This is a genomic window from Pantoea sp. EKM20T (assembly GCF_011800485.1).
GTDB lineage: Bacteria > Pseudomonadota > Gammaproteobacteria > Enterobacterales > Enterobacteriaceae > Pantoea > Pantoea agglomerans.
On the sequence record NZ_JAALFW010000008.1, the window covers coordinates 1 to 12129 of the forward strand.

Genomic DNA, 12129 nt, shown 5'->3' on the forward strand with positions numbered 1-12129 from the left:
GGCGCAGTCTCCTGTGCCTCTCAACCCGCTTCCCGTTGCCGGTGTTCCGTGTCGATGGAGGCGCATTATAGGGAGTTTCCGCGGGCTGACAAGCGTTTCTTTGAATTAATTTGCTGAGCGCATCTTTTTTAAACGAACGGCTTAAAAAGAGACGTTTCATGACGGAATAACGCACAAAAATCGCCATTAAACGTTGTAAAGAGACCTGCCGTTGCTTAATGCGGGTGCTATTATTTTGCTTCTTCTCGCAGGATAACCCCAGGAAGGATACTCAATGATAAAATCCGCGCGCAGCATGGCTGGTTTGCCATGGATAGCTGCCATGGCCTTTTTCATGCAGTCACTCGACGCCACCATACTGAATACTGCCCTGCCCGCTATCGCCACCAGCCTCGACCGTTCTCCTCTGGCCATGCAATCCGCCGTCATCAGTTACACCCTGACTGTCGCTATGTTGATTCCGGTCAGCGGCTGGCTAGCCGATCGCTACGGCACGCGCAAGGTATTTATCGTTGCCGTTTCGCTGTTCACCCTGGGCTCGCTCGCTTGTGCACTTTCTCCCACACTCCAGGTACTGGTCATCTCGCGCATCATACAGGGCGTCGGTGGCGCAATGATGATGCCGGTCGCGCGACTGGCGCTGTTACGCGCCTATCCGCGCAGTGAGCTGTTGCCGGTGCTCAACTTTGTCACCATGCCGGGATTAGTTGGCCCGATACTGGGGCCAATGCTGGGCGGCGTGCTGGTGACCTACGCGACCTGGCACTGGATTTTCCTGATTAATATCCCGATTGGCATTCTCGGCATTATCTACGCACGCAAATATATGCCGGACTTCACCACGCCGAAGCGCCGCTTCGACTTTTTCGGCTTCTTATTGTTCGGGGCTGGACTGGTGATGATCTCGATTGGGATTGAGCTGTTTGGCGAGCGGATTGTTTCCGCCTGGCTGGCGGGCGGGATATTACTCAGCGGGATTGTGCTTTTGCTTCTTTATATAGTGCATGCCCGAAATCACCCTTCGCCACTGATCAATCTGCCGATGTTTAAAACCCGGACGTTCTCAGTGGGCATCGGTGGCAACATCGCGTCACGTCTTGGCACCGGTTGTGTGCCCTTTTTGATGCCGCTCATGTTGCAGGTCGGCTTTGGCTATTCAGCGATTATCGCGGGCTGCATGATGGCACCTATCGCCATTGGTTCAATACTGGCGAAGTCGACGGTGACGCAACTGCTGCGCTGGCTGGGTTACCGCCGCCTGCTGGTTGGCATTACCGCCATTATTGGCATTCTGATCGCCAGCTTCTCTCTGCAGTCGCCCGCTGAAAGCATCATTGTGCTCTTACTTCCGCTGTTTATTCTCGGCATGGCCATGTCTACGCAGTTTACCGCCATGAATACCATCACCCTGGCCGATCTGAATGATGATAACGCCAGCGGCGGTAACAGCGTGCTGGCCGTGACTCAGCAGCTAGCGATCAGTTTTGGTGTGGCCGTCAGCGCCGCGGTGCTGCGCTTCTACCAGGAGTTTGAAACCAGCACCATTTCACAGTTCCACGCCACGTTTATGACCATGGGCGTGGTAACAGTACTGTCGGCGCTGACCTTTATGCTGCTGAAAAACGGCGATGGCCGTAATCTGATCAGTAATCGCGACAAAAAGAAAAAGCGCTAAACCGATCCACGCACCACCAGTTCCGGCGTCAGCACCAGCGTTTGCTGACTGGCGTCGGGATTGCTGAGACGATGGAGCAGGGTGTCTATCGCCAGTTCACCCAGCGCATCTTTCGGTTGATGAATGGTACTCAGTGGCGGAGTGAGATAGCGCGCCAGTTCGATATCGTCATATCCCATTACCGCCATCTGCTGCGGAACCTGCAGGCCGGCCTGATAGAGTGCGTGATAAACGCCCACCGCCATGGCATCGTTGCTGGTGAAAACCGCTTCCGGCGGCGTTTCCAGCGCCAGCAGTTCGACCATCCCGTTGTAGCCTCCCTGGAATTCAAAGTCACCATTCACCACATAGCCGGGCAGAATCGCCAGGCCACTCTTTGTCATGGCGTTGCGATAACCTTCCAGGCGCATACGAGCCGGGGTTTTATCCTGTGGACCGGCGATACAGGCGATGCGGGTATAACCACTGTCGATAAGATGCTGAGTCGCCAGCTCCCCGCCCAGCAGCGCGTTATCCTGAATAATGTCACCACGGCCTTCAAACGGCGCCCAGTCCATCATAACGGCAGGTATAGAGGGATAACGGTTCAGAATGTCGGCCGAGGGCAGGTGACTTTCCGTACACATGATCAATAAACCGTCGACGCGCTTCTGCATCAGCGTTTCCAGGCTGCGGTTCATCCGCTCTTCATCACCTGCCGTGTTACAGAGAATCAGGCTGTAGCCACGCTGATAGCAGCTCTCCTCCACACCCCGCACCACTTCGGCATAAAATGGGTTACTACTGGTGGTCAGCAGCATACCGATCGTGTGCGTCTGATTGATTTTCAGACTGCGCGCCAGCGCAGAGGGGGCGTAATTCAGATGGCGGATGGCCTGCTCAACTTTTTCGCGCACGCCTTCACTAACAAAGCGATTGTTATTGATAACGTGCGAGACAGTGGAGGTAGAGACGCCTGCCAGGCGAGCGACATCTTTCATGGTGCTCAAATGCTTAGCCCTGCTGCTGCAAAAATTCATCGATCTCCGCGCGCCACGGCACGGAGGGCTGCGCACCCGAGCGGGTAACGGCGATAGCAGCGGCGGCATGGGCAAACCGCACCGCGTCATACATCGTTTTCTGCTCCAGCCGCGCGGTAATAAAGGCGCCATTAAAGGTGTCGCCCGCCGCGATGGTGTCGATAGCTTTAACACTGAAGCCAGCAATACGCTGACCTTCTCCCTGCTCGCTCAGCCAGACACCGCGGCGACCCAGAGTAATCAGAACCGTGCCGATGCCTTTCGCGTGCAGTACTGCCGCAGCGCGGGCGGCATCTTCATCGTTGCTGACCGCAATGCCGGTCAGACTCTCGGCTTCGGTTTCATTCGGGGTAATAATGTCGATCAACGCCAGCAGTTCATCTGAGAGCTGGGTGGCGGGTGCAGGATTGAGAATAACCTGCGTCTGATGCTGTCGGGCAAGCGTCGCGGCGGCCAGCACACTTTCCAGCGGTGATTCCAGCTGCATTAATAGTGCATCGGCGTCGGCGATAACCTGCTGATGGCGTGTCACGCAGGCGGGTGTTAACGCCGCGTTTGCACCGGAGTAGATGCCGATGTTGTTCTCACCGTCAGCATTGACGAAAATCATCGCCACGCCGGTTGACTCACCCTCGACCACTTCGACTGGCGTGGTATCAATATTGTCCTGGGCCAGTTGCTGACGAACACGTTCACCAATGTCGTCAGCGCCCACACAGGCGATAAATGCGATATCGGCACCAGCACGACCGGCGGCGACAGCCTGATTCGCACCCTTACCGCCAAACGCAATCTGATAATTCTGCCCGATCACCGTTTCACCGGGACGAGGAAAGTGCGCCAGATTAAGGATGTGGTCAGCGTTAATGCTGCCAAGAACGGCCAGTTTTGCGTTTTTGCTCATTAGGGGAGTCCGGAATAAGTGCGCCACCAGGAGGGTGGCGCAGTGCCCTGCTTTTCTTTGAGTTATTGAGTGACCAGCTTCAGGTCGACCGGATTGATCGCCTTCACTTTTTCACCCTTCAGCACTTTATCAGCGGTATCTACGCCGATCATGCCAATTTTGTCTGGCATCTGTGCCACGGTCGCGGACAGTTTGCCACCTTCTACCGCTTTAACGCCATCAGCAGTACCGTCAAAACCAACGACGATCACACCAGTTTTACCGGCGGTCTGCAGCGCACGCAGTGCACCCAGTGCCATTTCGTCGTTCTGAGCGAATACGGCCTGAACGTCCGGGTGTGCCTGAAGCAGGTTCTGCATGACGTTCAGACCTTTGGTACGGTCAAAATCGGCAGGCTGGCTGGCGAGGATCTGGAATTTATGCGCATCAGCGGCCTGTTTGAAGCCTTCGCCACGCTCACGGGCGGCAGAAGTCCCGGCAATGCCCTGCAGTTCAATAATTTTGGCGCTTTCGCCGACTTTTTTGGCGATGAAGTCGCCGGCCATTTTACCGCCGAAACGGTTATCGGAGGCGACGTGGCTGACAACGGTGCCCTGTGCCGCAACGCGATCCAGCGTGATAACCGGAATGTTCGCCTGGTTAGCCATCTTCACCGCATTGCCCACAGCATCAGAGTCGGTTGGGTTGATGAGCAGCAATTTGGTGCCGCGAACAGTCAGATCCTGCACGTTAGCCAGCTCTTTCGCCGGGTTGTTCTGTGAATCCAGCACCACCAGGTTGTAGCCCAGCTTGTCCGCTTCTTTCTGCGCACCCTCTTTCAGCGAAACAAAGAACGGGTTATTCAGGGTTGAAACCACCAGCGCGATAGTATCTTTGGCCATAGCGCTGGTACTGAGCGTTGCGCCAAGGATCACGGCCAGTGCGGTTAACTTTTTCATCATGTCATCCTGTGTAAGGTCAGAGTTATTTACTGCTTTTATTATCTACCAGCACCGCCAGCAGGATTACTACCGCCTTAACGATCATCTGGTAGTACGAAGAGACGCCCATCAGGTTCAGGCCGTTGTTCAGGAAGCCGAGAATCAGCGCGCCAATCAGGGTGCCGAAAATACGGCCCTTACCGCCTGCCAGGCTGGTTCCGCCCAGCACGACCGCAGCAATCGCATCCAGCTCATAGCCGGTACCCGCTGTCGGCTGTGCCGAAGAAAGGCGCGCCACTTCAATGGTGCCTGCCAGCGCCGCCAGCATGCCACTCAGTGAATAGACGATGATTTTGACGCGATTCACATTGATGCCGGAGAGACGCGTTGCCGCTTCATTACCGCCAAGCGCATAGATATAGCGACCAAGACGGGTGTGCTGCAGCATGTACCAGGCAGCAATAAAGACCAGCGCCATCAGCCAGACCGGCGCAGGGATACCCAGCGGACGACCAATACCAAACCAGCCCAGCAGATCGGCATTGGCATTAAAACCCGTGTTTACCGGACTGCCATCGGTGTAGACCATGGTGACACCACGCAGCAGCAGCATCATGACCAGCGTGGCGATAAACGCCTGCACTTTGCCGCGCGCCACAATGGTGCCGGTCAGGGCACCGATTGCCGCTCCCAGCGCCAGCGACGCCGCCACCGCGACCAGGGCATTGACCTCCATACCCACCAGCGATGCACCCACCGCGCCAGTCAGGGCCAGCAGCGATCCTACAGAGAGGTCGATACCAGAAGTCAGGATCACCAGCGTCATCCCGACCGCCATAATGGCGTTAACCGAGGTCTGCTGCAGAATGTTGAACAGGTTCGCCACGGTAAAGAAGTTCGGGCTCTGGCTGGCCACCACGGCGATCAGCACCATCAGCGCAATCAGCGACTTCTGTTCCAGTAGCCAGCTTTTGCTAAACCAGCGACGGCTGGCAGGTAAAGTTTGAGTCGTCATACCACTAAATCCTCGCTGTGTTGCTTGCCTACGGCGGCGGCCATCAGGCTCTCCTGAGTGGCTTCTTCTCGGGTAAATTCGCCGCTGATACGGCCTTCATGCATCACCAGAATCCGATCGCTCATGCCCAGCACTTCCGGCATTTCCGAGGAGACCAGAATGATGCTCAGCCCTTCGGCTTTAAACTGGTTAATCAGTTGATAGATCTCTTTCTTCGCGCCGACATCCACACCGCGTGTCGGTTCATCCAGAATCAGTACGTTAGGCCGGGTCATCAGCCCGCGGGCAATCGCCACTTTCTGCTGGTTGCCGCCCGAAAGCAGACCAATGGGCTGCTCCATTGAAGGCGTTTTAACGTTAAACAGCCGGATAAAGTCGCCCACGGCCAGCTGCTCTGCCGCATGTTTCAGCGTGCCGCTGCCGTGACTGAAATAGCCTAACGCTGTCAGCGACATGTTCTCTTTTACTGACATGCCCAGCACCAGGCCATCGCGCTTACGATCTTCGGAGATATAGACGATGCCGTTAGCCAGCCCATCCTGCGGTGAGCGCGTCACCACTTCCCGACCATTGAGCCACAGTGTGCCTTCGCGACGCGGCAGGGCGCCGTAAAGCACCTTCATCAGTTCGGTACGGCCCGCGCCCATCAAGCCAGACACGCCGAGGATTTCACCTTTGCGCAGGCTGAAACTGACGTTATCCACGCCCGGTCCGCTGACGTTTTCCACTTTCAGCCGCACGTCGCCTGGTGCCTGATCAATATGGGGATATTGATCTTCCAGCTTACGGCCGACCATCATCTCGATCAGGCTCTCTTCAGTCAGCTCGCTGACCGGGCGTTCAGCAATAAACTGACCGTCGCGGAACACCGTGACGTCATCGCAGATCTCAAAGATCTCTTTCATGCGATGCGAGATATAGACGATGCCGCAGCCCTGCGCTTTCAGTTCGTTGATCACCCGGAACAGCGACAGCGTTTCGGTATCAGTCAGCGCATCGGTCGGCTCATCCATGATGATCACCTGCGACTCAAAGCTCAGGACTTTGGCGATTTCGACCATCTGCTGATCGCCAATCGACAAATCCCCCACCAGCTTGTGGCTGCTGAAGCGCAGATTAAGCCGTTTAAGCAGCGCATCAGCTTCGGCATACATGCGCGGCCACTGGATACGGCCAAAACGGCTGACATATTCGCGGCCGAGAAAAATATTCTCCGCCACGGTTAATTGAGGGATCAGGTTCAGTTCCTGATGAATGATGCCAATACCCGCTTCCTGAGACGCTTTCGGCCCGCTGAAACGGGTCTCTTTGCCCAGCCAGCGCAGCGTACCGGCATCATATTGATAGATGCCGGTCAGCACTTTCATCATGGTGGACTTGCCTGCGCCGTTCTCGCCCACCAGCGCCATCACGCGTCCTGCCCGGACATTCAGCGACGCCCCCTTGAGGGCTTTCACACCCGGAAAGGATTTTTCAATGCCGTCGAGTTGCAGTAAAGGTTGCATAGCGGCCTCAGAAGGTCACACCGGCGCTGAGGATGACATTCGCAAACGGAGAGCACTCTCCGCTGCGAATGACCGCCTGACTACGCTGCGTTTGTTGTTTGAATTGTTCATGACTGGTGTAGCTGATGGTGATGATATTCCCCTGGTGCTGTTGCAAGGCTTCGAGCACGGCGACAAGCGCGCTATGAAGTGGCGGATTATGCTGCTTAATCTCTTCCGCAATCAGGGCGCTCTCTACCTGCATCTCCAGTGCGACAGCATTAACCACCTGCATAAAATCGGGCGTACCCGGCGTGAGCGCTAAATCGATGCGCTGCGGTCCGGCCGGAATCGGCAAGCCTGCATCAGCAATCGTCAGCGTATCCGTGTGTCCCAGGCGGGCAATCACATGAGAGAGTTCAGCGTTTAACAAGCGACCTTTTTTCATCTTTTCACTCCACAGCGAAACGTTTCGCTGTCAGGAGTGTATGAAAAGCCGCCATCAACTCAACCGGCAAAGAAGAAATCTGTGATCGCTATCGAAACGTTTCGCTCACGCGGGGAGAAATTTGTATTAAGTCGGGGGACGGGCTGAAAAAAGGGCCGCGAACGCGGCCCCGGAGGAGAGGATTAAGGCAGTTTCTTAACCTGCTTAACGTCCATCTCAATGCTGTTGAAATCTTTATCCAGTTCACCCGTCAGCTCGACGTTGTCTTTAGGTGAGATAGTCTGGCCGTTCCAGTGCTTGTGGTCGATTTCGACTTTCATGGTGCCGGTCTGGTCGCGGAACAGATAATCTTCGTTGCCGATCTGTTTCTCCAGCTTACCGCGCACGGTGACCCAGCTGTCATCTTTCATCTCTTCAGCCTGCTTTACGGTCACCACACTGGTGTGATCGGCACTGAAACCACCCTGACCGGCTGCTGCCTGCGTCTGTGCGGCTGGCGCACTGGGATCAACAAATCCACCCTGCTGTGCAGCGAAAACCGGGGCGGAAGCCAGCATTACGACGGCCAGAATTGCAGCGTGCTTTTTCATTTTGTCACCTCTTTTCCATGATGTGGTTCGTCTTGTTGAGCTTAGTTGACCATAAAGTTCTTAACAGCTTCTTAAGAGGCAAAAATAAGCTATTTTCGCCGAAATCAGCTGTACAAGCAGGAAGTTGCTTCGTATAAAGCGCTATCGGAACAGGGAGACGTGATGCGTATTTTACTGATTGAAGATGATCGTTTAATTGGCGACGGTATCAAGGCGGGGCTGAGTAAACTGGGCTTCAGCGTTGACTGGTTTACCTCTGGTGAGGCGGGCTTTAACGCGCTGGAGGCCGCGCCCTGGGATGCGGTGATCCTGGATCTCTCACTGCCCGAGCGGGATGGGCTCGATATTCTGCGGCAGTGGCGACAGCAGGGCAAAGATGTACCGGTATTGATACTGACCGCACGCGATGCGCTCGATCAGCGGGTCGAAGGCCTGCAGCTGGGCGCCGACGACTATCTGTGTAAACCTTTTGCCTTAACCGAAGTAGCTGCTCGCTTACAGGCGCTGATCCGCCGCCGTCATGGCCAGCTGCAGCCCGAACTCCGGCACGGTAATGTGGTGCTGATCCCCGGCAGCCATAGTGTGATGCGCGAAGGTGAGGCGATTGCGCTGAAAAGCCGTGAACTGGCGCTGCTGGAACTGTTTATGCGAAACCCGGGCCGGGTGCTGACACGCAGCCAGCTGGAAGAGAAGCTCTACAACTGGGACGCCGATGTCTCCAGCAATGCGGTAGAGGTTCACATTCATCATCTGCGTAAAAAACTGGGCAGCCAGTTTATCCGCACGCTGCACGGCGTCGGTTATACCCTGGGAGCGGCTGAATGCGATCAATGAGCCTGTTTCTGCGGCTGGGTATCGGTTTTGTGCTGCTGCTCGGGATCTGCTGGGCCAGCGCCAGCCTGAGTGCCTGGCATCAGACACGTGAAACCCTTGATGAGCTCTTCGATACCCAGCAGATGCTGCTGGCCAAGCGTCTGCTGACGCTGGATTTCTCCTCGCTGGACAACGCCACTCTGCCTAAAACCAAAGAGATACTGCGCCACCATCGCGGCGATCAGGATGACGACGCCCTGGCCTTTGCCGTCTTCACGCGCGACGGCCGGCAGGTGATGAATGATGGTGACAATGGCCGCTACCTGCCGTTTGAGGCGGAGTATCAGGGATTTCATGAGGGTCAGCTCACCAATGATGACGATCGCTGGCGGTTTGTCTGGCTGACTACGCCCGACCAGCAGTTCCGGGTGGTGGTGGGTCAGGAGTCCGAATACCGTGACGACATGACGCGGGATCTGATGAAAGCCAGCATGCTGCCCTGGCTGATCGCGCTGCCCTTTATGTTGCTGCTGCTGATCGGTCTGGTCTGGTCTGAACTGCGCCCCCTGAAGACGCTGGCACAGCAGCTGGCGCAGCGCGCACCCGATGATGATACGCCGCTGCAGGCAGACCGCGTGCCGAAAGAGGTGCAACCGCTGATGGTCGCGCTCAATGGTCTGTTCAGCCGCATCAGCGCAATGATGCAGCGTGAACGGCGCTTTACCTCTGATGCCGCACATGAGCTGCGCAGTCCGCTGGCGGCGCTGCAGGTGCAAAGCGAGGTGATCCAGCTGACTGCGGATGATGAAGTGATGCGAAGCCATGCGCTGCAGCAACTGGATGCCGGCATTATCCGCGCAACCCGGCTGGTGGATCAGCTGCTGACGCTCTCACGGGTTGAAGCTGATGATGCACGCAGCGCCTTCGAAACGGTGGCGCTGAAACGCACGGTCCAGGAGACGCTGGCTGCACAGCTGCCGCTGGCGGATAAAACGGGTGTCACGCTGCGGCTGCATGCTGACGCCGATCCGCAGATTCAGGGGCATCCGCTGTTACTGTCACTGCTGGTGCGTAATCTGCTGGATAATGCCATTCGCTATACGCCAGCGGGCAGCGAAGTTGATGTGCGGCTTCAGGCGAATAGCCTGTCGGTAGAGGATAACGGCGAAGGTCTGAGTGCAGCCGATCTGCAACGGCTTGGTGAACGTTTCTGGCGACCGCCAGGTCAGGAGAAAAGCGGAAGCGGGCTGGGATTATCGATAGTCCGCAATATCGCCCAGTTGCACGGGATGCAGGTCAGCTTCAGCCAGCGCTCGGGCGGCGGATTATGCGTTATGCTGCGCTGGTCAGCGCCCGCCCCGTAAGGCGGGCGCTGCAGATTAAATCTCGACCTGGGTGCCCAGCTCAATCACCCGGTTTGGCGGGATCTCAAACTGGTCTGGCGCACGGAGCGCATTGCGCTGCAGCGCCAGGAAGAGTTTGCCACGCAGGCGCAGATACCACGGCCGTTTGCCGATAATCAGCGACTCATGCGACATGAAGAACGATGTCTCCATCATGCGGCAGTTGAGCCCTTCCAGCCCGCAGCGGTGGAAAATCTCCTCGACGTTTGGCGTTTCGCGCCAGCCGTAGCTGGCCACCACCCGCCAGAAGGTGGGCGACAGCTGCTCAATCGTCACGCGACGCACGTTGTGCACGTAAGGCGCATCTTCTGTCCGCAACGTCAGCAGCACCACCCGCTCATGCAACACTTTGTTGTGTTTGAGGTTATGCAGCATGGCAAACGGAATCACATTCAGCGCACGCGACATATAGACCGCCGTGCCCGGCACGCGAACCGGCGGCGATTTCTCCAGTGACGCGATCATCGCCTCCAGGGAGTTGCCATGCTCGTGCATGCGGCGCAGCAGGCGGAAACGTTCGCTTTTCCACGTCGTCATAATGATAAACATCACCAGGCCGAGACAGAGCGGCAGCCAGCCACCGGAGAAGATTTTCACCAGGTTGGCGGTAAACAGCGGCACATCGATACAGAGCATCAGTACCAGGATGACGGCAACCGCCAGCTTATTCCAGTGCCAGTTTTTAACCGCCACGGTACAGGAGAGCATCGCGGTCAGCACCATGGTGCCGGTGACGGCGATACCGTAGGCCGCGGCCAGATTACTTGAATGCTCAAAGCTGATAATCACAATCAGCACGGCGAAGTAGAGTACCCAGTTAATCACCGGAATATAGATCTGGCCCGATTCGCGCTCAGAGGTGTGGATGATACGCATCCCCGGCAGATAACCCAGTCGCACCGCCTGACGCGTCAGCGAGAAGACGCCGGAGATCACCGCCTGCGAGGCAATCACCGTGGCCAGCGTCGCCAGAATCAGCATCGGGATCAGCGCCCAGTCCGGCGCCAGCAGGAAGAAGGGGTTTTTAATCGCTTTGGGATCGCTGAGTAACAGCGCGCCCTGACCAAAGTAGTTCAGGACCAGCGACGGCAACACCACCGAAAACCAGGCCAGTCGGATCGGCACTTTACCGAAGTGACCCATATCGGCATACAGCGCTTCAACCCCGGTAATCGCCAGCACCACCGCGCCAAGCGCGAAGAATGAGACAGATTTATAGTGCAGGAAGAACTCGACCGCATAGGCGGGATTCAGCGCATGCAGCACTTCCGGGTTTTTCATGATGCCGCTGACCCCCAGGATCGCCAGCACCAGGAACCACACCAGCATCACCGGCGCGAAGAGTTTGCCCACCATGCCGGTGCCATGTTTCTGAATCGCAAACAGCAGCGTCAGCACCGCAATCGACATCGGCACAATAAAGGGATCCAGCGACGGCGCGGCAATCTCCAGGCCTTCAATGGCTGACATCACCGAAATGGCCGGCGTGATCACCACTTCCCCATAGAAGAAGCTGCCGCCAATCAGGCCCATGATCACCAGCACTGCCGTGGCGCGTGCACCCGTATGGCGGCCCGCCAGCGACATCAGTGTCAGAATACCGCCTTCACCGGCATTGTCGGCGCGCATCACATAACTGATGTACTTCAGTGATACCACCAGCACCAGCAGCCAGAAAATCAGCGACAAAAAGCCAAACACCGCTTCCCGCTCAACGCCGAAGCCGAACTGTCCGGAGAGACATTCACGCAAGGTATACAGCGGACTGGTGCCGATATCCCCGTAAACAACACCAATAGCGGCCAGCGTTAATCCGCGAAGTGACTGCTTATTATCCGAGCTCATAGAGTTATCTTTT

At 56.6% G+C, this 12129-nt stretch carries 11 protein-coding genes; 3 read left to right on the forward strand and 8 right to left on the reverse strand.

All coding sequences use genetic code 11. The features are described 5' to 3' along the window. Positions 1-274: 274 nt before the first annotated feature. The gene (mdtD, locus tag HFD94_RS14640) at positions 275-1675 is read left to right on the forward strand and encodes a multidrug transporter subunit MdtD (RefSeq protein ID WP_010258829.1); all 1401 of its coding nucleotides are present in this window, start codon (positions 275-277) and stop codon (positions 1673-1675) included. On the opposite strand, the gene rbsR is transcribed toward mdtD, so the two are convergent. The 7 genes from rbsR to HFD94_RS14675 form a co-directional block, all read right to left on the reverse strand. Beyond that, positions 1672-2655 carry a ribose operon transcriptional repressor RbsR gene (gene rbsR / locus HFD94_RS14645; RefSeq protein ID WP_033744275.1) on the reverse strand — a complete coding sequence of 328 codons (984 nt, stop codon included), beginning with the start codon at positions 2653-2655 and terminating at the stop codon, positions 1672-1674. The genes mdtD and rbsR overlap by 4 nt on opposite strands. Positions 2656-2668: 13 nt before the next feature. Beyond that, positions 2669-3598 carry a ribokinase gene (rbsK, locus tag HFD94_RS14650; RefSeq protein WP_167433253.1) on the reverse strand — a complete coding sequence of 310 codons (930 nt, stop codon included), beginning with the start codon at positions 3596-3598 and terminating at the stop codon, positions 2669-2671. Positions 3599-3660: 62 nt separating this feature from the next. Then, positions 3661-4536, reverse strand: a complete 876-nt coding sequence (gene rbsB / locus HFD94_RS14655) for a ribose ABC transporter substrate-binding protein RbsB (protein ID WP_052270980.1) — start codon at positions 4534-4536, stop codon at positions 3661-3663. A gap of 25 nt (positions 4537-4561) precedes the next feature. Then, a complete protein-coding gene (gene rbsC / locus HFD94_RS14660; RefSeq protein WP_010258841.1) occupies positions 4562-5533 on the reverse strand; it encodes a ribose ABC transporter permease in 972 nt (323 codons plus the stop codon). Next, a complete protein-coding gene (gene rbsA / locus HFD94_RS14665; RefSeq protein ID WP_083070461.1) occupies positions 5530-7038 on the reverse strand; it encodes a ribose ABC transporter ATP-binding protein RbsA in 1509 nt (502 codons plus the stop codon). The genes rbsC and rbsA overlap by 4 nt, the downstream gene beginning before the upstream one ends. Positions 7039-7045: 7 nt before the next feature. Beyond that, positions 7046-7465, reverse strand: coding sequence for a D-ribose pyranase (gene rbsD, locus HFD94_RS14670; RefSeq protein ID WP_050679987.1), 420 nt, complete (start codon positions 7463-7465; stop codon positions 7046-7048). 182 nt (positions 7466-7647) lie between these two features. Continuing rightward, entirely contained in the window at positions 7648-8055 is a 408-nt protein-coding gene (locus HFD94_RS14675) for a YgiW/YdeI family stress tolerance OB fold protein (protein WP_010258845.1), read from the reverse strand. A 162-nt stretch (positions 8056-8217) separates the two neighbouring features. Between HFD94_RS14675 and qseB the strand changes: the two genes are divergently transcribed. Together qseB and qseC are read left to right on the forward strand one after the other, a co-directional pair. Continuing rightward, positions 8218-8889 carry a quorum sensing response regulator transcription factor QseB gene (gene qseB / locus HFD94_RS14680; RefSeq protein WP_010258847.1) on the forward strand — a complete coding sequence of 224 codons (672 nt, stop codon included), beginning with the start codon at positions 8218-8220 and terminating at the stop codon, positions 8887-8889. Continuing rightward, complete coding sequence (gene qseC, locus HFD94_RS14685; RefSeq protein WP_081114160.1) at positions 8877-10232, forward strand: quorum sensing histidine kinase QseC; 1356 nt, start codon at positions 8877-8879, stop codon at positions 10230-10232. The genes qseB and qseC overlap by 13 nt, the downstream gene beginning before the upstream one ends. 15 nt (positions 10233-10247) lie before the next feature. On the opposite strand, the gene kup is transcribed toward qseC, so the two are convergent. Next, positions 10248-12116 carry a low affinity potassium transporter Kup gene (kup, locus tag HFD94_RS14690; protein ID WP_010258849.1) on the reverse strand — a complete coding sequence of 623 codons (1869 nt, stop codon included), beginning with the start codon at positions 12114-12116 and terminating at the stop codon, positions 10248-10250. Positions 12117-12129 lie beyond the last annotated feature (13 nt).

Excerpts from the sequence above, each read along its gene's own strand:
- mdtD (WP_010258829.1), top strand. The coding sequence starts at position 275 with ATGATAAAATCCGCGCGCAGCATGGCTGGTTTGCCATGGATAGCTGCC.
- rbsR (WP_033744275.1), bottom strand. The coding sequence starts at position 2,655 with ATGAAAGATGTCGCTCGCCTGGCAGGCGTCTCTACCTCCACTGTCTCG.
- rbsK (WP_167433253.1), bottom strand. The coding sequence starts at position 3,598 with ATGAGCAAAAACGCAAAACTGGCCGTTCTTGGCAGCATTAACGCTGAC.
- rbsB (WP_052270980.1), bottom strand. The coding sequence starts at position 4,536 with ATGAAAAAGTTAACCGCACTGGCCGTGATCCTTGGCGCAACGCTCAGT.
- rbsC (WP_010258841.1), bottom strand. The coding sequence starts at position 5,533 with ATGACGACTCAAACTTTACCTGCCAGCCGTCGCTGGTTTAGCAAAAGC.
- rbsA (WP_083070461.1), bottom strand. The coding sequence starts at position 7,038 with ATGCAACCTTTACTGCAACTCGACGGCATTGAAAAATCCTTTCCGGGT.
- rbsD (WP_050679987.1), bottom strand. The coding sequence starts at position 7,465 with ATGAAAAAAGGTCGCTTGTTAAACGCTGAACTCTCTCATGTGATTGCC.
- HFD94_RS14675 (WP_010258845.1), bottom strand. The coding sequence starts at position 8,055 with ATGAAAAAGCACGCTGCAATTCTGGCCGTCGTAATGCTGGCTTCCGCC.
- qseB (WP_010258847.1), top strand. The coding sequence starts at position 8,218 with ATGCGTATTTTACTGATTGAAGATGATCGTTTAATTGGCGACGGTATC.
- qseC (WP_081114160.1), top strand. The coding sequence starts at position 8,877 with ATGCGATCAATGAGCCTGTTTCTGCGGCTGGGTATCGGTTTTGTGCTG.
- kup (WP_010258849.1), bottom strand. The coding sequence starts at position 12,116 with ATGAGCTCGGATAATAAGCAGTCACTTCGCGGATTAACGCTGGCCGCT.